This is a genomic window from Azospirillum humicireducens (genome assembly GCF_001639105.2).
Classification (GTDB): Bacteria; Pseudomonadota; Alphaproteobacteria; order Azospirillales; family Azospirillaceae; genus Azospirillum; species Azospirillum humicireducens.
Genome location: NZ_CP028903.1, coordinates 889,802 through 913,964, shown reverse-complemented (window position 1 = coordinate 913,964; position 24,163 = coordinate 889,802). Strand labels below are relative to the sequence as shown.

Below are 24,163 nucleotides of genomic sequence, written 5' to 3'. Positions count from 1 at the left end.
CTTGGATCCCGGATTCGTCAGGCGGCGGGGATTTCGCGCAAGGTCGCGGTGGCGGCGATGTCGAGCACGCCGTCGTCGGTCAGCGCCACGCCATAGGCGCTGCATGCCGCGTCACGGCCGAGGTAGCCGAGCCGCACGTCGCGGGCGACGGCCTCCGCATCGCGCCGTTTCGGGTCGCCCCAGCCGCCGCCGCCCGGCGTTTCCAGCCGCACGCGCTGGCCATCGCGGATCTTCACGTCGGTGACTTTCGAAGCGAGCGGCGGCGACTTCTCGCCTTCGTCGCTCTGCCAGGTGAAGCGGTTCAGCGCCGCAGGAGTACCGCCTGCCACGCCGAAGGGCGCGAAGACGCCGCGCTCGCCCAGCAGGAAGACGTCGGCGTCGGTCAGCGCCTCGATCTCGTAAACCGCACCCAGGCCGCCGCGGTGCAGGCCGGCACCGGCTGAGTCCGGACGCAGCGCCCATTGGGTGAACATCACCGGATAGGCCGCTTCCAGGATTTCAACCGGCGGGATGGTGGCGGTGGAGATCGGATTGTTGGCGTGGTTCAGCCCGTCCGTTTCCGGATTGCCGCCCAGGCCCCCGCCGAAGAAGGAGAACATCACCCAGCGCGAGCCGTCCTTGCGGTGGCCGGCCAGCGACAGCGCGTTGATGGTGCCGAACGGAGCGGCGGTGGCGCGGGCCGGATCGGCAAGCGCCAGCGCACCGAACACCACGCCGATGACGCGCAGGATCGTCTCGGTATAGCCGCCCACCGGCTTCGGCGGCTTGACCGCCAGCAGGGTGCTTTCGGGGATCACGAAGGTGATCGGGTTGAGGCAGCCGGCATTGGCCGGCACGTCGGTGAAGACATGCTTCAGCGCGACGTAGCAGCAGGCCACCGCCGTTGAATAGGCGATGTTCAGCGGCCCGGCACAGGGCACCGACGAGCGCGAGAAATCCAGCGTCATCCGGTCGCCGGCGATGGTCAGGTCCAGCGCGATCAGCAGCCGGTCGGCCGTGATGCCGTCATTGTCGAGATAATCCTCGAAGCTGTAGACGCCATCCGGCAGCTTGGACACGGCGCTGCGCATCAGCGCGTCGGCCCGCGCGGTGAAGGCCTCGAAAGCGGCGGCGACCGTCTCCTCGCCATGCTCGTCCAGCAGTTCGGTCAGGCGGCGCACGCCCAGATCCAGCGCGTTCAGCTGCCCGTTCAGGTCGCCGTAGTTCGACACCGGCACGCGCGAGTTCGCGGCGAGGATCGCCAGCAAATCGTGGTTCATCGCGCCGGCCTTGACCAGCTTCACCGGCGGGATGCGCACGCCTTCCTGGAAGCTGTCGGTGGCGCGGGCATTGAAGTTGCCCGGCACATTGCCGCCGATGTCGAGCCAATGGCCGACCGACGCCATCCAGCAGAACAGTTGGCCCTGCCGGAAGATCGGCCGCACCAGACGGAAATCGTTCAGGTGGGTGCCGCCGTCATAGGGATCGTTGAACAGGAAGATGTCGTCCGGGTGGAGGTCGCCCTCGCGCGCCACCTTGTCGATCACCGCCTTGACCGCGAAGGCCATGGCGCCGACGAAGATCGGCAAACCGTTGGTGCCCTGCACCAGCGTGGCGCCGGTCTCGGCATGGTAGAGGCCATGGCAGGCGTCGCGCGCCTCGGCGATGATCGGGTTGAAGGCGGAGCGGTAGAGCGTCGCGTCCATTTCGTCGGCGATCTGCTCCAGCCGGCCCTTCAGGACGGCGAGCGTGACGGGGTCGATTGCGGTCTTCATGGTCATGCTGCGTCCTCCCGCTTGGCGGGGCCAAAGTCCTTGTAAGTCTCGCCGAGTGCCAGCATCTCCGGCGTGCCGATCAGGTCGTTCAACGCGTTGAAGTCGAACATGCGGTCGCGGAACGGCTGGGTGGTGCCGTGCTGCGCCAGCGAGGCGTAATAGTCCTGCGCCTGCCGGGCGAGCGCCCGCACGATGCCGCCGGGGAAGATCACCAGCCGGTAGCCCAGCTCGCCGAGTTCCGATGCGGAGCTGATCGGCGTCTGCCCGCCCTCCACCATGTTGGCGAGCAGCGGGCGGATGCCGCCCAGGTCGGCGGCGATGGCGGAGAGCTGCTCGCGGCTCTTGGGCGCCTCGACGAACAGCACATCGGCGCCGGCCTCGACATAGAGCCGGGCGCGGTCCAGCGCCGCGGAGACGCCCTCCACCGCCACCGCGTCGGTGCGGGCGACGATCAGGGTGTTTTCGCTGGCGCGGGCATCGACCGCCGCCTTGATCTTGCCGGCCATTTCGCCGGCCGGAATCACCGCCTTGTCGGTCAGATGGCCGCAGCGCTTGGGAAAGCTCTGGTCCTCAAGCTGCAAGGCGGTGGCGCCGGCGCGCTCGAACATGCGCACGGTGCGCTGCACGTTCAGGGCGTTGCCGTATCCGGTGTCGGCATCGACGATCAGCGGCGTCGGCACGCGGTCGCGCACCAGGGCGATGGTGTCCGCCACCTCGCTGACCGAGACCAGCCCGATGTCGGGCCGGCCGAGCCGGGTATAGGCGATGGCGGCACCGGACAGATACAGCGCCTCGAATCCCGCACGCGCCGCCATGGAAGCGGTGAAGGCGTCATAGACTCCGGGCGCCAGGACGACGCGGTCCTGGGCCAGTCGGTCCCGGAAACTGATGTTGGGGACGGTCATGTCAAGCGCTCCCCCCGGCGCCGGTCCGCGAAACGGTCGCGGCACCGCCGGGTCAGGGTTGGAAGATGTCGGGAGAGGGCCGGAGCGCGCATCGCTCACAGGCCGAGATAGGTGCGTTTCAACTCGGGGTCGCGCGCGATCTCGTCGGACGGTCCCGACAGTGCGAAGACGCCGTTTTCGAGGATGTAGGCCCGGCAGGCGACCTCCAGCGACTGGACGACATTCTGCTCCACCAGCAGGATCGCCAGCCCGTCGGCGTTCAGCTTGCGGATCAGCCCGAACATCTCCTCCACCACCAGCGGCGAGAGGCCGAGCGACGGTTCGTCGAGGATCAGCAGACGCGGCTCGGCCATCATGCCGCGGCCGATGGCCAGCATCTGCTGCTCGCCGCCGGACAGGGTGCCGGCGAATTGGCCTTCGCGTTCCTTCAGGCGGGGAAATGTCGCGAAGATGCGCTCCAGGTTCCGCGCCCGGTTCGGCTTGCCGCGGCGGTAGCTGCCCAATTCCAGATTCTCGCGGATCGACAGGTTGGGGAAGATCTTGCGGCCTTCCGGCACCTGGATCAGCCCCTCCTCGACGATGCGGGCGGCGGATTTCCCGTCGATGCGGGTGCCGCCGAAGCGGATCTCGCCGGTCCAGGCCGGCAGCACGCCCGACAGCACCTTGTTCAGCGTCGTCTTGCCGACGCCGTTGGAACCCAGCACCGTGACGATCTCGCCGGCATGGACGGCCATGTCGATGCCGCGCAACACCTCGGTCGCGCCATAGCCGGTCTTCAGGCCGCGGATTTCCAGAAGCTGCTCAGCCATGGGCCGCCCCCTCCGCCTTCAGCCGGGCGGCGGCGCCGTGGCCGAGATAGGCCTCGATCACGCGGGTGTCGGCGCAGACGGCGGCAGGAGGCCCCTCGGCGATCATGCGGCCCTGGGCCAGCACATAGACGCGCTCGCACAGGTTCATCACCGCCTGCATGACGTGTTCGATCATCAGGATCGTCACCCCTTCGTCGCGGATGCCCCGGATCACCGGGATGATGTCGCGGATCTCCGACGGGTTCAGTCCGGCCAGCACCTCGTCCAGCAACAACAGCTTGGGTTCGGTCGCCAGCGCGCGGGCCAGCTCCAGCCGCTTGCGCCCGGCCACCGTCAGCCCGCCGGCCGGCCGGTCGAGTTCGGCGCCCAGCCCGACCCGGTGCGCCACCTCGCGCGCCTTGGCGATGGCATCGGCGCGCCTGGCATGGCGCAGATAGGCGCCGACCGCGATGTTCTCGCACACCGTCAGCCCGGCGAAGGGCTGGACGATCTGGAAGGTGCGGCCGATGCCGCGCTCGGCCCTTCGGTGCGGCTCCTCGGACGTGATGTCGGTGCCCTCGAAGCGGATGCGTCCGTCGGTGGGGGCGATGAAGCCGGAGATCATCGAGAACAGCGTGGTCTTGCCGGCGCCGTTCGGACCGATCAGCCCGACGATGCCGCCGGGCTCCAGCGCCAGCGTCGCGCTGTCCACCGCCATCAGCCCGCCGAACCGCTTGGAAACGCCGTCAACGGCCAGCATGGGAAACCTCCTTGGGACCGCGCGTCACCATTCCCCGGCCACGGTCGCGCAGCCGCTCCAGCAGGCCCAGGATGCCGCCGCGGGCAAAGGCGACGGCCAGCACCAGCACGCCGCCGAAGACGATCAGGTCGATGCCGGGGATGCGGCCGGCGAACTGCTTGGCGACCTCGCCCAGCCCGTGCAGGGTCAGCGCCCCCACCACCGGGCCGAAGACGGTGCCGACGCCGCCGATGATCGGGGCCAGCAGAAGCTCCACCGAAATCCAGCTGCCATAGGCGATGTTGGCGTCGATGTAGAGGAAATACTGGGCATAAAGGCAGCCGGACAGCGCCGTCACCCCGCCGGACAGGGCGATGGCCCGCAGCTTCACCGTCAGGGAATTGACGCCCAGCGCCTTGGCGGCATCCTCGTTCTCGCGCACCGCCACCAGCTGCGCCCCGAAGCGGGACCGTTGGATCCAGCGCGTCAGCAGCAGCGTTGCGGCGACGAAGGCCAGCACCAGCCAGTAGAAGACGGCGCGGTCGTCGAATTGCAGGTTGGCCGGGCGGACGTCCAGCTTGATCAGCAGGCCGGCAGCGCCGCCGGTGACGGAGGCGGCGTTGGCGAGGATGCGGAACACCTCGGCGAAGGCCAGCGTCACCAGCGCGAAGTAGGAGCCGCGCAGGCCCGACCGGAAGCTGAGGAAGCCGATGACCCAGCCGACCAGGGCGCCGGCCGTTGTCGCCAGCGCCAGACCGGCCCAGGCGTTGACGCCGTAGCGCAACTGCAGGATCGCCGTCACATAGGCGCCGGTGCCGAAGAAGGCGGCATGGCCGAAGCTGAACTGGCCGCCGAAGCCGCCCAGGATGTTCCAGCCCTGCGCGCCCAGCGACACGATCAACGTGAAGACCAGGAAGTTCAACACCGTGCTGGAGGTCACCGCCAGCGGCAGCAGTGCCGCCAGGACGGTCAGGACGGCGATCGGGATCAGGTCGCGCGCGGTCATGCCTTGGCTCCGAACAGTCCGGTCGGCCGCACCAGCAGCACGGCGATGAAGATCAGGAAGATGCCGATCTGGCCCAGGCTGTCGCCCAGGAACAGGCCGCACAGGCTCTCCACCACGCCGATGAACAGGCCGCCCAGCAACGCGCCGGGGATCGAGCCCATGCCGCCCAGCACCACCACCGTGAAGGCGACCAGCACGAAGGCGCCGCCGATGCGCGGATTGACGTAGAAGGTCGGCATCAGCAGCCCCGCCGCCACGGCAAGGCAGGCGCAGCCGAGCCCGAAGGTGACGGCATAGATGTGCGGCACGTCGATGCCGACCAGATTGGCGCCCAGCTTCTCCTTGGCGACGGCGCGGATCGCCTTGCCGGTGTCGGTGCGGTTCAGCACCAGCCACAGCAGGCCGGTCACCACCACCGCCACCCCCAGCCCGATCACCCGCGGGTAGGAGAGCAGCAGCGGCCCCAGCGCCACCACCTGGAAGGAATAGTCGGTGTCGAGCGTGCGGGTGTCCGACTGGAACAGCGCCAGCAGCACATTCTCCAGCATGATGGACAGGCCGAGCGTGACCAGCAGGATGTTGCCGTCGTCGCCGTGGCTGGCCGGGCCGACGACGAAGCGCTGCAGGCCATAGCCGAGCGCGAACATCAGCGGCACCAGCGGCAGGATGGCCAGATAGGGGTCCATCCCCAGCCACGCCCAGGCCAGCCAGACCGCGAACATCGCGCAGGTCAGAAGCGCGCCATGGGCGAAGTTGATGATGTGGAGCACGCCGTAGATCAGCGTCAGGCCGAGCGCGATCAGCGCATAGACCGCACCGGTCATCAGACCGTTCAGCGCCGCTTCCAGGATGATCTGAGGTGAATACATGGCAGCCCGCGCATGAGGGGAATGGTCCCCCCGCCCGCGGCACGGATCGCCGGCCGGCGGCGCCCTGCGGCGGATGGGGGGAATGCGGAGATGCGACGGCGGAAAAAGGGATCAGGCCGCCGGGAAGTTGGCCTTCGCCTCGGCGAACGCTTCGGGGTGGATCACCTTGATGTCGCTGCCCTGGATCTGGGTGTTGATCGGGGTGGCGCCTTCATTCTGGCCGTTCACGAACTTCGTCGGGCCGTAGGGCATGATGTGGCCGGCGAAGCTGGAGGCGTTCAGCGCCTCGATGATCTTCCTGCGGTCGGCGGAGCCGGCGCGCTCGATGGCATCGGCCAGCAGCAGCAGGTTCGAATAGTTCAGCGGCACATTGTAGGCGAAGGATTTGCCCTGGTCCTCCACCGCCTTGCGCAAGGCCAGCGCCTTGGGGTTCTTCGGATCGTGCCAGTGGTTGCAGTCGATGACGTTCTGGGCCGCCTGCGGGAATTCCTTGACGAAGCGCCCGTTCGACGCCGCACCGCCCAGGATGGCGTAGATGCCCTTGGGCTTGATGCGCTGCTGCTGCATGGTGCGGGCGAGCAGGACGAACTCGCCGTAATAATTGGACGGGATCACCAGATCCGGGTTCAGGGAGCGGATGCGCAGCGCCACGTTGGACATGTCGCGCGCCGGGGTCGGGTGGGCGATGGTCTCCAGCACCTCGAAGCCGCGCTTGGGCAGTTCGGTCTGCAGCAGCTTGGCGAGGCCTGAGCCGAACAGCCCATCCTCATGCACCAGCACGACGGTCCTGGCCGGCTTGCCCGCCTTCTCGTTGATGGCGGTGAGGTTGTCCAGCGCCACCGTCGTGACCTTGCCGAAGCCGGGGCTGAAGCGGAAGGTGTTGGCGAGGCCGCGCGCCATGATCTGGTCCGACACGCCGACATCGACCAGATAGGGCAGGTCGTAGCGCGCCGCCGCCTGGGACGCGGCAAGGCAGATCGGGCTGGCGAAGCCGCCGACGATGGCCGACACGCCTTCCGCCTGCATGCGTTCCACCTCTTGCGTGCCGGCTTCGGGGGTGGAGCGGGCGTCGCCGAACACCATCTCGATTTTTGCGCCGCCCAGCGACTTGATGCCGCCGGCCGCGTTGATCTCGTTGATCGCGATCTCCGCGCCCAGCCGGCCGAGGTCGCCGTCATGGGCCAGCGCGCCGGTCACCGGCTGGAGGATGCCGATCTTCACCACCGGGGTCTGCGCCCGCAGGATCGACGGGGCGGCCACCGGCACGGCGGCGAAAGCAGCGGCTGCGGCACCGGCCTTCAGCACGGTGCGGCGGGAAATCCCGCAAAGCGCGGGATCCTGAACCGAACGTCCCATAACGCTCAACTCCTCTGTTTGATGACCCGCGCTGCGCGGGTGGGCTTTTCGCCCGATTTGCCTTTGTCGGTCTTGGTCTTGTCGGTCTTGGTCTTGTCGCTGCTGCGCGGCCGGCCCAGCGCCGGGCTCCAGCGCCGTTCGCCGTCCTTGCCGGTGCGCACGAGATCCATGTGGAAGCTGTAGCGGTCGGGCCGGTACTGCGCGTGAAGATGCTCGACGCCGCGGCCCGACGGTTCATAGACGATGCGGGTCAGCGTCAGCAGCGGCGATCCGATCTCCAGGTCCAGCGCCGCCGCGGCCTCCGGCCCGGCCAGTGTGGCGTTGATCGCCTGGGTCGCCCGGTCGGTTTCCACGCCCGACCGTTCGATCAACTCCAGCAGCGGGCGCGCCGCCAGTTCGGCCTCAGAATAGGTCAGGCCGATCCATTCCGGCACATGGGTGGTCAGGTAGGAGAAGGGCTCCCCATCGATGAGCCGCACGCGCACCGACCGCTGGACCCGCTCCCCCGGCTGCAGCCCCAGGCTTGCGGCGATGGCCTCTGACGGCACCAGATAACCGAAGGACAGCAGCCGCACGTCGGTGCTGCGCCCCATGTCGATCAGGTGCGACAGCACGTTGGACAGATCGGCGACGATGGGGCGGACGGCGCGCGTGTCGTGCACGAAGGTGCCGGAGCCGGGCTTGCGCTGCACCAACCCTTCCTTTTCCAACAGGTCGAGCGCACGGCGCACGGTGACCCGCGACACGGCATGTTCGGCCGCCAGCGCCGGTTCTCCCGGCAGGCGCGCGCCCGGCGGCAGTTCGCCGGCGACGATGCGGTCGCGCAGCAGCAGATAGATCCTGCGCGCTTTCAGAGGTTCGACCGCCGACTTCACGGTGCTCCGCCTCCCCCTGTCGTTGGAAACCGGTTCCTGCCTCTTCATCAGACAGGAACCTGTATGATCTATAATACAGGTTTGGTCAACGGCGATGTTCGGCGTGTGAACGGTTCGCCGAACGAGCGGCAGGGCGGTGCGATGCCATGGCGGGCTTGTTGCCAATCCATGAAACCGCAAAGCCGCGCAACATCGTGACCAGGAGGCGAAAAATTCTCCGAAACTTTGTAAAGACATGATAATGGATTGCGATTTTGGAATGAAAGAAAACGAACATCATTAAGATATCAGGGTTTTCCTCAGGTCGCCCTTGGGTTCTGGAGAGCTATCTCTTGACGCTGAAAATTGGTGATTTCGCTCACCGGCCCAAGCATGGGCGCAACAGGGGGAGGCAGGCGAATGTCATGGGTAACCGACACCACCATAAGGATGAAGTCTCTGGTCAGCTTCGCCATCGTCATGCTGTTCACTCTATGCCTCGGTGCCTTTGCCATTGACAGGCTTTCCGTTGTGAACGATGAGGCTGCGGAAATCCGGGACAACTGGCTGCCCAGCGTCAAATCCATCGGTGAACTGCGTGCGGCTTTCGACTTCTATCGGATCCTTGAAGGAGCTCATATCGCCTCGGAGACTCCTGAGGACTATAAGGTCGAGGAAGACACGATGCAGGTCGTCCTGAACAGCTTTCAAAAGGCGAATCAGGCCTATGCCGCGCTGCTGACGCCGGGTTGGGAGACGGAAAACCATCGGAAGTTCATCGCGCTGTGGGAAAGCTATCTGTCCATCAGCCAGCAGAAGCTGCTGCCCGCGTCGCGGGCCAACCGGAATCAGGAGGCTGCGACGCTTTTCCGCGGAGACTCCCGCGTGGCGTACCGGTCCGCCAAGAAGATTCTGGATGAACTGACGGAGTTCAACACCAGGAATGGGGCCGAATCCGCCACCCGCGGCGAGCAGGTCTTCCTGAAGAGTAGAATCCTGATCGTCATGGCGCTCGGCTTCGTCATGGTGGTTTGCATCGGCGCCGCCTGGATGATGATCGCGACAGTGTCGCGGCCGATCCACGCCATCACCGGCACGATGGGCCGGCTTGCCGCCCGCGACCTGTCGGCCGAGGTGAGCGGCACCGGGCGGGGCGACGAACTGGGCTCCATGGCGCGGGCGGTCCAGGTGTTCAAGGACGGGCTGGTGCAGGCCGACCGGCTGGCGGCGGAACAGGCGGCGGAGCAGGCCGCCAAGCTGCGCCGGACAGAAAAGATCGAGCAGCTGATCTCCCATTTCGACCGTGCGGCCGCCTCCGCCCTGCGCACTGTATCGTCGGCCGCTTCCGAGTTGGACGCGACGGCGCAGAGCATGGTGGCGATGGCGCAGCAGACCAATTCCCAGGCCGGGGCCGTCGCCGCGGCGGCGGAGCAGACCAGCGCCAACGTGCAGACCGTCGCCACCGCCACGGAGCAGATGAGCAGTTCGATCCGTGAGATCAGCCAGCAGGTCACCAACTCGACCCGCATTGCCGCGCAGGCGGTGGAAGAGGCATCGCGGACCAACGACACGGTGCGCGGTCTGGCCGATGCNCCGGCGAAGCGGGCAAGGGCTTCGCCGTCGTCGCCGGGGAAGTGAAGTCGCTGGCTGCCCAGACCGCCAAGGCGACCGACGAGATCGCCAGCCAGATCGCTGCGATCCAGTCGGCCACGTCCGGCGCCGTCGCCGCCATCGGCGGGATCAGCGGAACCATCACCAGCATCAACGACATTTCCACCGCAATCGCGGCTGCCATCGAAGAGCAGGGGGCGGCGACCAACGAAATCTCCCGCAACGTGCAGCAGGCCGCGGTCGGGACGCAGGAGGTCTCCGACAACATCGTCCAGGTGACGCAGACGGCGGGAGAGACCGGCAGCGCCGCCGGTCAGGTCCAGTCGGCCGCCGGCGAATTGGCCCGGCAGTCGGAAACCCTGCGCCACGAGGTGGAGCAGTTCCTGGCGTCGATCAAGGCGGCATAAGGCGGAGACCGGGAGCGCCGCGCGAAAGGCCGGCGCTCCCGATCCTCTTTCGATGTCTTCCGGTCAGCTGTGCAGGCCCGGCGCTTCCTGGCCGGTGCTCGCCACATACTCGGTATAGCCGCCGCCATACTGGTGTATGCCGTCCGGCGTCAGCTCCAGCACGCGGTTGGACAGCGCGGCCAGGAAATGCCGGTCGTGCGAGACGAACAGCATGGTGCCCTCATACGCCCCCAGCGCCGCGATCAGCATCTGCTTGGTGTCGAGGTCGAGGTGGTTGGTCGGTTCGTCCAGCACCAGGAAGTTCGGCGGGTTGAACAGCATGATCGCCATCACCAGCCGGGCCTTCTCGCCGCCCGACAGCACGCGGCACTTCTTCTCCACATCGTCGCCGGAAAAGCCGAAGCAGCCGGCCAGCGCCCGCAGCGATCCCTGGCTCGCCTGCGGGAAATGCGCCTCCAGCGATTCGAAGATGGTCTGGTCGCCGTCAAGCAGTTCCATGGCGTGCTGGGAGAAATAGCCCATCCTGACACTGCCGCCGATGGTCACGGTGCCGGCATCGGGCTCGGCCGCGCCGGCGATCAGCTTCAGCAGGGTCGATTTGCCGGCGCCGTTGACGCCCATGACGCACCAGCGCTCCTTGCGGCGGATGGTCAGATCGAACCCCTGATAGATCGCCCGGCCGCCATAGCCCTTGTGCACGTTCTTCAGAACCGCGACGTCGTCGCCGGAGCGCGGGGCCGGCGGGAAGTCGAAGGTCACGACCTGCCGGCGCTTGGGCGGTTCGAAGCGTTCGATCTTGTCCAGCTTCTTCACCCGGCTCTGCACCTGGGAAGCGTGCGAGGCGCGGGCCTTGAAGCGCTCGATGAATTTCAGTTCCTTCGCCAGCATGGCCTGCTGCCGCTCGAACTGCGCCTCCTGCTGCTTCTCCTTCAACGCCCGCTGCTTCTCGTAGAAGCTGTAGTCGCCGGAATAGCTGGTCAGCGTTCCGCCGTCGATCTCGATGATCTTGGTGACGATGCGGTTCATGAACTCGCGGTCGTGCGAGGTCATCAGCAGGGCGCCTTCATAGCCCTTCAGGAAGCCTTCCAGCCAGATCAGGCTTTCGATGTCCAGGTGGTTGCTCGGCTCGTCCAGCAGCATGGCGTCGGGCCGCATCAGCAGGATGCGGGCGAGCGCCACGCGCATCTTCCAGCCGCCCGACAGGCCGCCGACATCGCCGTCCATCATCTCCTGGCTGAAGCTCAGGCCCGCCAGAACCTCGCGGGCCTTGCCCTCCAGCTCGTAGCCGCCGAGCTCGTCGAAGCGCGCCTGCACCTCGCCGTAGCGCTCGATGATGGCGTCCATCTCGTCGGCGCGGTCGGGGTCGGCCATCGCCGCTTCCAGCTCGGCCAGTTCCGCCGCGACGACGCTGACCGGACCGGCGCCGTCCATGACCTCGGCCACCGCGCTGCGGCCGGACATCTCGCCGACATCCTGGTTGAAATAGCCGATGCTGACCTGCTTTTCGATGGCGACCTGACCGCCGTCCGGCTGCTCCTCGCCGGTGATCATGCGGAACAGGGTGGTCTTGCCCGCACCGTTGGGACCGACGAGGCCGATCTTCTCACCCCGGTTCAGTGCCGCAGAGGCCTCCAGGAAAAGAATGCGGTGACCATTCTGCTTGCTGACAGTGTCGAAACGAATCATATCCGGCTGAATTCCCGTGGCGTGGTTGGCCCCTTATGCCACAGGACGCACCGGCCGGTCAGTAGTCGCCGAGCGACCGTTCCATTTCCGAGACGAGACGGTCGGCAAGCCTGATCGAGCGGTGCAGGTCGTCCGCGCTCATGCCCAGGCCGGGATCCTCCACCACCGGGAAGCTCTCCGCCCGGTCGACCCCCATGGCCCTGGCGGAGACCAGCACCTCGTAGCAGCGGTTGTCTTCGTTGAACAGGCATTCTGTCTGGAAGCCGCGGGCGTCGCTTTCGGCCCACATGATCGCTTTGCTCATGGCTTTGATCCTTGGATGAGATGTGTCGGAGCAGGGTGGGGGGAGCCGGTTTGGCGGGCTCCCCCCACCACGGTGTCACTTGGCGAGCGCCGCTTCCTTGCGGGCGGCATCCTTGCGGCCGGCAGGCTTTGCCGGAGATTGGACCTCGGCCGTTGCCGGCTCCTGGGCGGAGGGCTCGGCATAGGCGCGTCCATAGTAGCTGTCGATGAGCAGCTGCCTGATTTCGGCGACCAGCGGATAGCGCGGGTTGGCGCCGGTGCACTGGTCGTCGAAGGCCGCCTCGGCAATCGCATCGACCCGCGCCAGGAAGGCCGCCTCCGGCACGCCTGCCGCCTGGATCGAGGCCGGGATCTCCAAAGCCTGCTTCAACTCCTCGACCCAGCCGATCAGCTTCTCGACCCGCTCATGGTCGCGGCTGCCGCCGAGATCCAGATGGCGGGCGATCTGCGCATAGCGCGCCACGCCCTTGGGCCGGTCATACTGGCTGAACGCCGTCTGCTTGGTCGGGATGTCCGCCGCGTTGTAGCGGATCACGTTGGCGATCAGCAGGGCGTTGGCGATGCCGTGCGGAATGTGGAACTCCGCCCCCAGCTTGTGCGCCATCGAATGGCAGACGCCGAGGAAGGCGTTGGCAAAGGCGATGCCGGCCAGCGTCGCCGCGTTGTGAACCAGCTCCCGCGCCTTCGGGTCCTTCGAGCCGTTGCGGTAGGCAGAGGGCAGATGCTCCTTCAACAGCTTCAGCGCCTGCAGCGCCTGACCGTCCGAATACTCGTTCGCCACCACCGAGACATAGGCCTCCAGCGCGTGGGTCACCGCGTCGATGCCGCCAGCCGCCGTCAGCCCCTTGGGCATGTCCATCACCAGATTGGCGTCGATGATCGCCAGCGTCGGCGTCAGCTCGTAATCGGCGATCGGGTACTTGGTTCCGGTGCGCTCGTCGGTCACAACCGCAAACGGGGTGACTTCGGAGCCCGTGCCCGAGGTGGTCGGCACCGCCACCAGCTGCGCCTTCACGCCCAGCTTGGGGAAGGTGTAGATGCGCTTGCGGATGTCCATGAAGCGCAGCGCCAGATCCTCGAACGCCACCTCGGGCGCCTCGTACATCACCCAGATGATCTTGGCCGCATCCATCGGCGAGCCGCCGCCCAGCGCCAGGATCACGTCGGGCTGGAAGGCATTCGCCAGAGCGACACCCTTGCGCACCACCGCCAGCGTCGGGTCGGCGCTGACCTCGAAGAAGGTCTCGACCTCCAGCCCCAGCGACTTCAGCACGCGGACGCTGTCGGCGACATGGCCGTTCTCGAACAGGAAGCGGTCGGTGACGATCAGGCAGCGCTTCTTGCCGCGCAGCTCCTCAAGCGCGAAGGGCAGGCAGCCGCGGCGGAAATAGATCGACTTGGGCAGCTTGTGCCACAGCATGTTCTCCGCCCTCTTCGCCACCGTCTTCTTGTTGATGAGATGCTGCGGCCCGACATTCTCGGAGATCGAGTTGCCGCCCCACGAGCCGCAGCCCAGCGTCAGCGAGGGCGCGAGGCGGAAGTTGTAGAGGTCGCCGATGCCGCCATGGGACGACGGCGTGTTGATCAGGATGCGGGCGGTCTTCATCCGGTCGCCGAAATGGCGGATGCGGTCGGCCTGCTGGTCCTGGTCGGTGTAGAGGACCGAGGTGTGGCCGATTCCGCCCAGCGCCACCAGGGCGGCGGCCTTGTCGCAAGCCTCGGGGAAGTCCTTGGCGCGGTAGAGCGCCAGGGTGGGCGACAGCTTCTCGTGGGCGAAGGGTTCGCTGTCGGCGATGTCGGTGACTTCGGCGATCAGCACCTTGGTGGCATGCGGCACGGTCAGGCCGGCCATGGCGGCGATGGCATGGGCGGGCTGGCCGACGATGTCGGCATTCAGATGGCCGTCGGTCAGCAGCACCTTGCGCACGGCGTCGGCCTCGCGGGCCGACAGGATGTAGCCGCCATGGTGGGCGAAGCGGTCGCGCACGGCGTCATAGACGGCATCGACCACCACCGCCGACTGTTCGGACGCGCAGACCACGCCGTTGTCGAAGGTCTTGGACATCAGGATGGAGGCCACCGCCCGCTTGATGTCGGCGAACTCGTCGATGACGGCCGGGGTGTTGCCGGCGCCGACGCCGATGGCGGGCTTGCCCGACGAATAGGCGGCCTTGACCATGCCCGGCCCGCCGGTGGCGAGGATCAGGTTGATGTCGGGATGGTGCATGACGGCGTTGGAGAGCTCCAGCGAGGGCTCGTCGATCCAGCCGATGATGTCGTCGGGCGCGCCGGCCTCGACCGCGGCGGCAAGCACCAGGCGGGCGGCCTCGCAGGTCGATTTGCGGGCGCGGGGATGGGGAGAGAGGACCAGCCCGTTGCGGGTCTTCAGCGCGATCAGCGCCTTGAAGATGGCGGTGGAGGTCGGGTTGGTGGTGGGGACGATGCCGCAGATCAGGCCGACCGGCTCGGCGATGGTGAGGATGCCGGCATCATCGTCTTCCGACAGCACGCCGCAGGTCTTGTCGTCCTTGTACTTGTTGTAGATGTATTCGGCGGCGAAGTGGTTCTTGATGACCTTGTCCTCCATCACGCCCATGCCGGTCTCCGCCACCGCCATCTTGGCGAGCGGGATGCGGGCGTCGGCGGCGGCAAGCGCCGCGCTGCGGAAGATCAGGTCCACCTTCTCCTGCGGATACTCGGCAAAGCGCGCCTGCGCAGCCTTCACCCGCGCAATCAGGGCGTTCAGGTCGGTGAGGGATTTGACAGTCGTAACCATGATCGGGCGTCTCCCGTCGGGTGTCGCCATGCGGCCGGCAACCGGGCCTGGAACCCGCCAAATCGCGGTTCCATGCGGTATGTAGGAAACCTACATCTTCCCTGAGGCCTTCGCAAGAGTGGTCATACCACTCACCGTCATGATTGATCTGGATCATGCGATAAGGAAAATCTTCCAAAAAATCATGAATAGATGATGGATTAATCCTAACAACCATAATGTAGTTTAACTACATAGAATACAGATGGCGGAGTGTGTGACGGCAGCCGCTTCGCCTGATTGATGAGATGAAGAGAAACGGTGAGACCGCTTGGCTCTCAGGGCTGGGCTGTGTCGATGGCATCCGTTTCACGGCCGATGAGAGCAGGTGTGGAACAGCACCGCCGGTCCTCAACCGATCCGCCGGAGTGCCAACCCCGTCGCGGCGATCCGGAAACAGCCATCCGCCGTCTCCTCCACCGTCTCGCCTTCGTCCAGACGGTAACTCTTCCCTTCCGGCACCCAGCCGGCGGGGCCGCGGAAGGTGACCATCTGGATGAAGCTGGTGACCTCGACGACCGAATGGACGGTGCCATCCTCGGCCCGCGCCTTGAACCGGCCGGTCTCCATGTCCTGACGCAACGGCATCCGACCGCTCCCTTTGCCCATCGCTGGCATCCCATAGGGTGCCACGGCGCCACCGGACCGGGGAAGCTCTTCCGCCATTAGTTTTATTTGTGGCTTCCGCGAGGAAACCTCGTTTGTTCGCGTGGCGCCGGGTTTCTATCGTCCGGCCATCACAACGAAGAATGGAGGTCGCAGTGATCGGAAGGCGGGGTTTCCTGGTGTCGACGGGCGGGGCGTTGCTGTTTTCCACAGCCGTTGCGCAGGCGGCGAACGGCAAGGAACCGGCGGCCGATGGGCTGGCGGGACGCATGGCGGCGCTGGAGGGGCGGACCGGTGGGCGGCTGGGTGTCGCGATGCTCGACACCGGGACCGGCCGGCTGCAGGGCTGGCGCGTGGACGAACGGTTCCCGATGTGCAGTACCTTCAAATTTCTTTTGGCTGCCGCCGTGCTGAAGGCGGTGGACCAGGGCAGGGAGCGGCTGGACCGGCGAATTCCGGTGACGTCGGCCGATCTGGTGCCCTATGCGCCGTTCGCGGAAACCCGGCTGAACGGCACGCCGCCGACGGTGGCCGAGCTGTGCGAGGCGACGATGACGCTCAGCGACAATGTGGCGGCCAACCTGCTGCTGCCGGGTGTCGGCAACCCGGCCGGCCTCACCGCCTTCCTGCGCGGCATCGGCGACAAGACCACCCGGCTCGACCGCAACGAACCGACGCTGAACACCGCGATTCCCGGCGATCCGCGCGACACCACCACCCCCGCCGCCATGGTGCGCAGCATGGAACGGCTGCTGGTGGGCGACGCGCTGCGTCCGGACTCCAGCCGGCAACTGGCCGACTGGATGATCGCCAACAAGACCGGGGACAAGCGGCTGCGCGCCGGGCTGCCGGCGGGCTGGCGGGTCGGCGACAAGACCGGGACGGGCACCAACGGCACCGCCAACGACATCGCCATCCTCTGGCCGGAGAACCGCCCGCCGTTGCTGGTCGCCAGCTACCTGACCCAGACGGCGAAGGATTTCAATCAGCACGATTCGATCCACGCCGAGGTGGCGCGGGCGGTGGCCGGCATCGTCGGCTGATGCAGCTCAGACGGGCGTGTCGGCAGGAGCCGCATGCGGCGGCCGGGCCCATCTGACGATGGCCCGTACGGCGTTCAAGGCGTTCACATTGTCCTGAATGGGAAAATGCCGCCGCAACTCGACGACCGCCGCCCATTCGCCGCTTTCGTGAAACGCCCTCTGAATGGCGGCGGCTTCATCCTGGCTGACGCTGAACATTCCGACCCCTCGGCCGACCTCGCGGACCGTAGCGCCGATCATGCCTCGCTGCCGGGTCCGGTTGCAAGCGGGGCCTGTCGCGAGGCGGCGGGTTCCGTCATGCGCCTTCCGTTTCAGCACCCGGTTCCAGGCCGCCGGACTCGTCGAAATAGTCGCCGGCGACGTCCGGTCCCCATTCCTGGACCAGCGCCACCTTCTTCTGCTTCAGCACCTCCACCCGCTTCTCGGCGCGGGAGACCTCCATGCCGGCGACCAGCGGCGGGATGCCGTAATAGAGGCCCCAGCCGACCGCCGCGGCGGTATACATCACCAGCCAGGCCAACGGGTCGGCGAAGATCTTCGCGGCGGCGCCGATGGTGTGCTGATGCTTCCACAGATCGATGGCGAAGGGCATGCAACCGCAGAAATTCAGCCCGCCGACGGTGATCGGGGCCGATTTGTCGGGATCGCGGTCGACGACATAGGCGACGATGGTCGGGATCATCCCGACTCCGAACAGGATCGAGGTCGGCAGCACGATCAGCGCCGCCGGGATGATCAGCAGGATCAGCGTAAGGGCGCCGCCCTTCTTCTTTTTCTTGCGCGCCATGGCGATCCTCCCCCCTCGATTCAGACTTTACGCGTTCCGGTCAGAAGGCGAAGAACAGGATGATGCCGGCGACCAGCACGGTCGACAACAGGCTGGACACGATGGCGGCGACCTGCCGCCCCGATGTCTCGATGATGGCGTTGCGGTCGGAGATGGTGTGGCGGATCTTGTCCATCTCCGCATCGGCCTCGCGATAGGCGATCTGCGCCGCTTCGAACTCCAGCCGGTCGCGGCGCAGCGCCTCGGGATCGTCGACCACCTTCAGCAGTTCGGTCAGCCGGCCGTTGTGCGCGGCGGCGTCGGCCATCTTGCGGACCTCCTGCTGCTGGGGCCGGTTGTGGAAGCGGCGGAAGGCGGGATCGAGCAGCGCCACCACCCAGGAGGCCAGATGCGTCAGCCCGTCCACGCCGGTGCGGGCCTGGATGTCGGACAGGATGGTCAGCATGGCGATGACCCGCCGCATCGGTTCCACCCCGCTGCCGAGCTGGGTGAACAGCAGCTCGTCGCCGCGCTTGTGGCGGGCGCCGAGGAAGGCGGCGATCTGGCGGTCGATGGGGTCCTTGTGGCGCTCGCCCCCCGCGGCGATCCAGTCCAACGCGCGGAGCAGTTCCGCCGGCGTCGTCGGCAGCTGCTTGGCGACCAGTGCGCTCATGCAGGGCATGGTCGGGTTCATCTCGTACAACACGCGCTCCACCCCCAGCCCGTGGGAGGAGCGGTCGAGGAAGCCGCGCAGCTGGTCGAAGGTCTGCACCAGCGGCACGAATTCAGGTTTGAAGTCGGACTGGACGTTGACCCAGAACATCGGCAGCTGGTTGGCGATCACCTCCGCCACCGCCTGGGGGGATTCGCTGCGCATGAAGGCGTCGGCCAGCATGGTGGCGATGCCGTCCGGCATCATCGCCCGGCCGCGGTAGCGGATGGGAGCGGTGGGATCGAGCGCGATGCAGACGCGCGCAACCAGCCGGTCGCCCTGACTGCCGCCCTTGCCGCTGGAGGCCGTCTGGATGGCGCTGCCCACCGCCTCCGCCCGCACCTCGTCGCCCATGGACCGCCGCAGCCATTTGTCCAGTTCCCCGCTTTCGATGACGCTGGCGGCGGCGGGGGCATGGCGGGCGAAGGCGCGGGCCAGCGTGCGGCAGTGCCAGTATTCTGCCCCCTGGAACTCCAGCGGCCGGGCGGCGCGGCGGGAGATCTGCGGCTGCTTCGGGCTGAGGCGGCGGCCGGCCACCCACAGATCGAGGTCGTTCAGCGTCCAGCGCTGCTTGGGATCGTCCACCAGCAGGCCGCGCACCACCTCGTTGATCGCCAGCGGCAGCCGGAGCTGCTGGACCAGGGCGGGGTAGGACCCCCGTTCCATCTTCGCCTGCAGAACGGCGTCGTCGTCCAGCCCGGCCAGCGGGTTGCGGCCCAACGCCAGGATCAGCAGGGTGACGCCCAGCGAATAGAGGTCGTCGGCCATCGTGCCGGTGCCGCGGCCGGCCGGGTTGGCCATGCCGCGCTCGATCGTTTCCAGCAGCACCGGCTGGCCATAGCCGGGCTGCGTCGACACGCAGTCGCCCAGCATCAGCCCGCCGGATGCGAGATCGCGGTAGAACAGGTTGGTCGGGCGGATCGCACCATGGACCACGCCGCGGCTCGACAGTTCCTTCAACGCCGACACCAGCGGATGGACGATCTGCCGGGTCAGCTGGTCTTCCGGCATCGGGTCGAGCGTGTCGGTCAGCGACCCCATCAGCCGCTTGCCGCCCGGCCGTTCGAACACCAGGCAGAAGCGCCGCCCGCGATCCTGCGGCCAGTCCACCAGCCCCCAGTCGAGCAGCCGCATGTGGGTGGCGTTGTCGAGGCTGCCCACCGTGGAGCAGATGTCCATCCGCGGCAGCACCGCGGCATGGCAGATGATGGCGAAGGGCTCGATCCGCTTTTCACGCAGCGCCTTGGCGGTGAAGGCATTGCCGCCGACGGCGTTCAGCAGGGGGACCGGCGCGCCGGGCTGGATTTCGTAGCGTTCGGCGAGCTTGACCGGTTCGGCGTTCGCCATCGCGGCGTTTCCCATCGTTGCGGTCTGGGCGTCGGATGGCATGAACGGCGGATCCCCGGGGCGTGCGAATGTGCGCAGGTCTTAGCTGGCGTAAAAAGGGCAAACAAACCCTTAACATGCGCGGGCGTAACACTATCGGATTGGACCGGAAAGGAAAACCCCCGCCGCGGTGTCGGAGCTTTGCGGGGTGCGGAAGCGGTTGGCAAGATTTACACGGATTTCACGAATTGAAGCACGGATTTCACGGATGTGGAGTCGCGAGGCGGCAGCTCTCGGGAAAAGCCGGAGCATCGCCAGGATCAAGAAAATCCGTGACATCCGTGTGTAAATCCGTGACATCCGTGTGTAAATCTTGCCAGCGCAGCCGGACGATCCAAAAGAGAAAGGGCCGCCTTTCAGCGACCCTTTCCGCAATTCTCCTCATCCAGCAGGGAGGCCGTTACCCGTTCTTGACCTTCACATAGGAGCCGGGCGCGTCCTCCAACGCGGGCAGGGCGCCGTCGCCGGGCTGCCGGGCCGGGACCTTGCCGTCGGCGAACTGGCCGACCCACTTGTTCCATTCCGGCCACCAGGAGCCGGGCGTCTGGGTCGCCTTCTCCAGCCACTCGTCGGAGGTCTTGGCCAGCTTGTCGCTGGTCCAATAGCAGTATTTGTTGGCCGCCGGCGGATTGACGACGCCGGCGATGTGGCCGGAGGCGCCGAGCACGAACTTGACCGGGCCGCTGAACAGCTGGGCACCGCTGTAGGTGCTCTTCCACGGGGCGATGTGGTCCTCGCGGGCCGACAGGAACAGCGACGGGACCTTGATCTTGCCCAGGTCGATCGGAACGCCCTTCAGCGTCACCGAACCGGGCTGCGCCAGCAGGTTCTTCTGGTACATGTTGCGCAGATAGAAGCTGTGCATCGCCGCCGGCATGCGGGTGCTGTCGCTGTTCCAGTACAGCAGGTCGAAGGGGAAGGGATCCTTGCCCAGCAGATAGTTGTTGACGACGAAGGACCAGATCAGGTCGTTGGCGCGCAGCATGTTGAAGGTGGTCGCCATCTTGGCGCCATCGAGATAGCCCTGCTCGGCCATCTGCCCTTCGATGAAGGTCAGCTGCTCCTCGTCGATGAAGATCGACAGCTCGCCGGCTTCGGCGAAGTCCAGCATCGTGGTGAAGAAGGTGGCCGACTTGATGCGGTCGTCCTTCTTGACCGCCATGTAGGCCAGCGTGGAGGCCAGCAGCGTGCCGCCCAGGCAGTAGCCGATGGCGTTGACGTCGCGCTCACCGGTCGCCTTCTGGATGGCGTCCAGCGCCGCCAGCGGGCCTTCGACCATGTAGTCCTCGAACCCCTTGGCCGCCAGCGTCTCGTCCGGGTTGACCCAGGACAGGACGAAGACGGTGTGGCCCTGGTCGACCGCCCACTTGATGAAGCTGTTCTTCTCGCGCAGGTCCAGGATGTAGAACTTGTTGATCCAGGGCGGCACGATCATCAGCGGGCGCTTGTTCACGTCCGGCGTGGTCGGCGTGTACTGGATCACCTGCATCAGGCTGGTCTGGAAGACCACCTTGCCCGGCGTGACCGCGATGTTCTTGCCCAGCTGGAAGGCATCGTAGTCGGTCATGGAGATGCGCAGCTCGCCCTTGCCGCGCTCCAGATCGGTCAGCAGATGCTCCAGCCCCTTGACCAGATTCTCGCCGCCGCTCTCGATGGTGGCGCGCAGAACCTCCGGATTCGTCATGACGAAGTTGGAGGGCGCCATCGCGTCGACGAACTGGCGGGTGTAGAAATCGACCTTCTTGGCGGTGTGGTCGTCCAGCCCCTCGACCTGGTTGACGGTCGACTGCATCCACCGGGCGCTCAGCAGGTAGGACTGCTTGATGAAGTCGAACAGCGTGTTCTCGTCCCAGGCGGCGTCCTTGAAGCGGCGGTCGTCCTTGGCCGGGGCGATGACCGGCTGGGTCTCCTGCCCGAAGAAGCGCTGGGTGGTGCGCTGCCACAGGGTCAGGTAGTCCTGCCACAGCGACATCTGCGCCTGCATCAGCTTGGCCGGATCGGCCATCATGCGGGTGGTCATCTCCAGGAAGGCATGGCCGACGCCCATCGGATCCGGGCTTTTCGGGCCGGCGCCGTCGGAGGCCTGGCGCGCGAGGAATTCGGAAACCAGCCGCTGGCTCTGTTCGGCGATGCGGGTCATCGCCCGCGACATCTCAACCGGGTCGGGCAGCTTGACGTCGGGCACCTGGGGGGAAGCCGGGGTGGAAGCCTGAGGGGGGGCCTTGGTCTCGGCCATGAGCACGGTCCTTCTTCTTTGGGCGGGTGTCGCGTCGTCGGTCACATCGTATGGCCACCATCATCCACAGTGCCCGGCTTTCACCAGATAGGGCTTTGGGCCTTGCGGACGGGCGGCTATACAGGCTTGCGGTCGATGTTATCAGGGGGCGTTCTGCACCATGTCGCTGTGGGTGGCGTGCGGCGGTCCAACCTTCTGGTGCGGTGCGGGAGAAATCCGGAACCTCTCATACACCGCTGGTGTGAACATTTCATTTCACCGATCGTCGCACAAGTGCGGCGTCACGGCCAGACACGGGGAAGGATGATGGTGACGGGCAGTCAGGAGGTCGGTCGGGGCAACGCGGCAGTCGGTCGGGTGTTTGGAACCCTGATCTTTGTAATGCCAATGATTTTCGGGTTGTCGGCCTGCAGCGACCGGGCACTGGACACCGGCCTTTTGGGCGCCGTCACCGGCCAGTCCTCGCCGGTCAGCGACAATACGTCGCCCATCCGCAGCATGACCGGCGAACGTACGGAATATCCGAACCTGGGCACGGTTCCCCCGCGCCCGACCGATCTGACCACCGAAGCGCAGCGCCAGGAGGCGATGGACCGCTTGGCCCAGGATCGTGCGGCATCTCGCCGCACGAAGGAACAGACGGAGGCGATCCAGGTGCCGGAACCGCTTCCCACCCCGATGGCGGTTCCGCCGAGGCCGGACCTGCGGCCGGGCAAGGGGTGAGGTTTCCTGGCAAAGAATAAGCCCCCGGCGGGATGGCCGGGGGCTTTTTTCGTTTGGNTTGTCCCGCGAAGCGGGGGAGGGTCGGGGTGGGGGCAAAGCACCTTCCTCCCCAAGAACCCCATCACTCCTGGATGAACGCCTTCACGTAGGACTGGCTCAGCGGCTGGATCAGATAGTCCAGCGGGGTGCGGGCGGAGAGCACGATGCGGGCTTCCACCGGCATGCCGGCCTTGATCTTCAGATGGCGGACTTCGTGGGAATCGGCGTCCTTCAGGCGGATGCGGGCCAGATAATAGTCCTGGCGGGTGGCGTTGTCGGTCAGGCGGTCGGCCGAGACGTAGGACACGGTGCCGTCGATGGTGCCGACGACGCGGCTGTCATAGGCGGTCAGCTGCACCTTCACCGGGAGGTCGACGGCCATCGACTTGATGTCCTTCGGCTGGATGCGGACTTCGGCCAGCAGGGCCTTGTCGTCGGGAACGATGTCCAGCACCGGCTCGTTGGCGGTGATGGTGCCGCCGACGGCCGGGTGGCCGTAGATCACGACGTTGCCGGCATCCGGCGCCTTGATGGTGCGGTTGTCCAGGCGGTTCCTGGCGTCGCGGATCTGCTCGGCCAGCTTCTGGGCGTCGCCGCGGGCCTTCTCCAGTTCCATCAGCACCTTCTCGCGGAAATCGCTGCGGCGGCGGACCAGATCGCCCTGGGCGTCGACCGCCTGCTGCCGCGACTGCGACATGCGGGCTTCCAGCTCATGGTCCTGGGCGTGCAGCTGGGCATTCTCCTTCTGCGCCGCCACCAGCTTGGTGCGGGTGGAGTTGCCGCGGTCCAGCAGGCCCTGGGTGATCTGGATGTCCTCGTCCGACAGCTTGATCTCGCGGGCCAGGAAGGCGCGCTGCTTCTCCAGGCTGCTCACCTCCTCGGCCAGCGTGGCGATTCGGTCCTGGGTCAGCTTGGCTTCGGTCTCCAGCTGGCTGCGGCGGACCTGGAACAGCTTCTCCTGGTTCAGCATGGCGGTGTCGACGGCCGGCTCCCTGGCGCGGCGGGTGGCCAGCTCGGCAGGCCATTCGATCGCCGGCTTCTCGAACATCTCGGCGGACAAGCGGGCCTCGGTCGCCAGCGTGTCGAACAGCGCGACGTTCAGCATCTCAAGCCGGGTCTGCGCCTCGGTGCTGTCCAGCCGCATCAGGACCTGGCCAGCCTCGACCCGGTCGCCTTCCTTGACCAGGATGGCGCTGATCACACCGCCTTCGGTGTTCTTCACCACCTTGCGGCCGGTTTCCGGGGCCAGAGAACCCATGGCGCTGATCGCGCTGTGGAGCGGGGCCACCGCCGCCCAGCCGGTCATGCCGCCGAAGCCGACGGCCAGGACCAGGAAGCCGCCCAGCAGCAGGCCGCGCACACCCGTCTCCGGCATCGCCGCCCGCAGCGCGTGGATCGAGGTGATGGTCGCGGTCTTGCGCGAGGGCTTGCCGGCGGGGGACTCGGGACCGCTGTCGGAGGAGAGCGGGGCGGGGAAGGTCGTGGTCATCGTGGTCATGGGGCTTCCTTGGCTCTGTCGGGTCGGGCGTCGCCAGCCGGGTAACGGGACCGAATGTTCG

Annotated in this window: 20 protein-coding genes and 1 pseudogene; 4 read left to right on the top strand and 17 right to left on the bottom strand. The window is 66.7% G+C overall.

All coding sequences use genetic code 11. The features are described 5' to 3' along the window. Positions 1 to 17 precede the first annotated feature (17 nt). The 8 genes from A6A40_RS21805 to A6A40_RS21770 form a co-directional block, all read right to left on the bottom strand. Entirely contained in the window at positions 18 to 1,754 is a 1,737-nt protein-coding gene (locus A6A40_RS21805; protein ID WP_108548073.1) for a hydantoinase B/oxoprolinase family protein, read from the bottom strand. A 2-nt stretch (positions 1,755 to 1,756) separates the two neighbouring features. After that, positions 1,757 to 2,644 carry an isocitrate lyase/PEP mutase family protein gene (locus A6A40_RS21800; RefSeq protein ID WP_108548072.1) on the bottom strand — a complete coding sequence of 296 codons (888 nt, stop codon included), beginning with the start codon at positions 2,642 to 2,644 and terminating at the stop codon, positions 1,757 to 1,759. Between the two features lie 110 nt (positions 2,645 to 2,754). Beyond that, a complete protein-coding gene (locus A6A40_RS21795; protein WP_108547928.1) occupies positions 2,755 to 3,468 on the bottom strand; it encodes an ABC transporter ATP-binding protein in 714 nt (237 codons plus the stop codon). Continuing rightward, the gene (locus A6A40_RS21790) at positions 3,461 to 4,207 is read right to left on the bottom strand and encodes an ABC transporter ATP-binding protein (RefSeq protein WP_108547927.1); all 747 of its coding nucleotides are present in this window, start codon (positions 4,205 to 4,207) and stop codon (positions 3,461 to 3,463) included. Before A6A40_RS21790 ends, A6A40_RS21795 begins: the two co-directional genes overlap by 8 nt. Next, a complete protein-coding gene (locus A6A40_RS21785) occupies positions 4,194 to 5,192 on the bottom strand; it encodes a branched-chain amino acid ABC transporter permease (RefSeq protein ID WP_108547926.1) in 999 nt (332 codons plus the stop codon). Before A6A40_RS21785 ends, A6A40_RS21790 begins: the two co-directional genes overlap by 14 nt. Then, entirely contained in the window at positions 5,189 to 6,061 is an 873-nt protein-coding gene (locus tag A6A40_RS21780; protein ID WP_108547925.1) for a branched-chain amino acid ABC transporter permease, read from the bottom strand. Before A6A40_RS21780 ends, A6A40_RS21785 begins: the two co-directional genes overlap by 4 nt. Positions 6,062 to 6,172: 111 nt before the next feature. Then, positions 6,173 to 7,417, bottom strand: coding sequence for an ABC transporter substrate-binding protein (locus tag A6A40_RS21775; RefSeq protein ID WP_108547924.1), 1,245 nt, complete (start codon positions 7,415 to 7,417; stop codon positions 6,173 to 6,175). Positions 7,418 to 7,422: 5 nt separating this feature from the next. Continuing rightward, complete coding sequence (locus tag A6A40_RS21770; protein ID WP_108547923.1) at positions 7,423 to 8,292, bottom strand: GntR family transcriptional regulator; 870 nt, start codon at positions 8,290 to 8,292, stop codon at positions 7,423 to 7,425. Between the two features lie 372 nt (positions 8,293 to 8,664). Between A6A40_RS21770 and A6A40_RS21765 the strand changes: the two are divergent. Together A6A40_RS21765 and A6A40_RS31610 are read left to right on the top strand one after the other, a co-directional pair. Next, a pseudogene (locus A6A40_RS21765) lies at positions 8,665 to 9,863 on the top strand (MCP four helix bundle domain-containing protein); the annotation flags it as partial. Between the two features lie 42 nt (positions 9,864 to 9,905). Beyond that, positions 9,906 to 10,289, top strand: a complete 384-nt coding sequence (locus A6A40_RS31610; protein WP_236783959.1) for a methyl-accepting chemotaxis protein — start codon at positions 9,906 to 9,908, stop codon at positions 10,287 to 10,289. 63 nt (positions 10,290 to 10,352) lie between these two features. On the opposite strand, the gene A6A40_RS21760 is transcribed toward A6A40_RS31610, so the two are convergent. The 4 genes from A6A40_RS21760 to A6A40_RS21745 all read right to left on the bottom strand — a co-directional run bounded on the left by A6A40_RS21760 (position 10,353) and on the right by A6A40_RS21745 (position 15,681). Continuing rightward, complete coding sequence (locus A6A40_RS21760) at positions 10,353 to 11,975, bottom strand: ABC-F family ATP-binding cassette domain-containing protein (RefSeq protein ID WP_108547922.1); 1,623 nt, start codon at positions 11,973 to 11,975, stop codon at positions 10,353 to 10,355. A 58-nt stretch (positions 11,976 to 12,033) separates the two neighbouring features. Then, positions 12,034 to 12,279, bottom strand: coding sequence for a hypothetical protein (locus A6A40_RS21755; RefSeq protein ID WP_167562503.1), 246 nt, complete (start codon positions 12,277 to 12,279; stop codon positions 12,034 to 12,036). Between the two features lie 75 nt (positions 12,280 to 12,354). Continuing rightward, on the bottom strand, positions 12,355 to 15,054 hold the full coding sequence (gene adhE / locus A6A40_RS21750) for a bifunctional acetaldehyde-CoA/alcohol dehydrogenase (protein ID WP_108547921.1): 2,700 nt from the start codon (positions 15,052 to 15,054) through the stop codon (positions 12,355 to 12,357). Between the two features lie 390 nt (positions 15,055 to 15,444). After that, positions 15,445 to 15,681 carry a hypothetical protein gene (locus tag A6A40_RS21745; RefSeq protein WP_108547920.1) on the bottom strand — a complete coding sequence of 79 codons (237 nt, stop codon included), beginning with the start codon at positions 15,679 to 15,681 and terminating at the stop codon, positions 15,445 to 15,447. Positions 15,682 to 15,854: 173 nt separating this feature from the next. On the opposite strand from A6A40_RS21745, the gene bla reads away from it, so the two are divergent. Next, positions 15,855 to 16,742: a class A beta-lactamase gene (gene bla, locus A6A40_RS21740; protein WP_108548070.1), complete on the top strand. Its 888-nt coding sequence runs from the start codon at positions 15,855 to 15,857 to the stop codon at positions 16,740 to 16,742. Positions 16,743 to 16,748: 6 nt separating this feature from the next. On the opposite strand, the gene A6A40_RS21735 is transcribed toward bla, so the two are convergent. The 4 genes from A6A40_RS21735 to A6A40_RS21720 all read right to left on the bottom strand — a co-directional run bounded on the left by A6A40_RS21735 (position 16,749) and on the right by A6A40_RS21720 (position 21,842). Further along, entirely contained in the window at positions 16,749 to 16,940 is a 192-nt protein-coding gene (locus A6A40_RS21735) for a hypothetical protein (RefSeq protein ID WP_236783940.1), read from the bottom strand. Positions 16,941 to 17,037: 97 nt separating this feature from the next. Beyond that, on the bottom strand, positions 17,038 to 17,529 hold the full coding sequence (locus A6A40_RS21730) for a hypothetical protein (protein ID WP_108547918.1): 492 nt from the start codon (positions 17,527 to 17,529) through the stop codon (positions 17,038 to 17,040). A gap of 40 nt (positions 17,530 to 17,569) precedes the next feature. Beyond that, on the bottom strand, positions 17,570 to 19,609 hold the full coding sequence (locus tag A6A40_RS21725) for a protein kinase family protein (RefSeq protein ID WP_236783939.1): 2,040 nt from the start codon (positions 19,607 to 19,609) through the stop codon (positions 17,570 to 17,572). 397 nt (positions 19,610 to 20,006) lie between these two features. Continuing rightward, positions 20,007 to 21,842 (bottom strand): PHA/PHB synthase family protein, encoded by a 1,836-nt coding sequence (locus tag A6A40_RS21720; protein WP_108547917.1) that lies wholly within the window; start codon positions 21,840 to 21,842, stop codon positions 20,007 to 20,009. 381 nt (positions 21,843 to 22,223) lie between these two features. Between A6A40_RS21720 and A6A40_RS21715 the strand changes: the two genes are divergently transcribed. After that, entirely contained in the window at positions 22,224 to 22,565 is a 342-nt protein-coding gene (locus A6A40_RS21715) for a hypothetical protein (protein ID WP_236783938.1), read from the top strand. A 121-nt stretch (positions 22,566 to 22,686) separates the two neighbouring features. Here A6A40_RS21715 and A6A40_RS21710 read toward each other — a convergent pair whose 3' ends face one another. After that, a complete protein-coding gene (locus A6A40_RS21710) occupies positions 22,687 to 24,102 on the bottom strand; it encodes an HlyD family type I secretion periplasmic adaptor subunit (protein WP_108547916.1) in 1,416 nt (471 codons plus the stop codon). Positions 24,103 to 24,163: the final 61 nt, after the last annotated feature.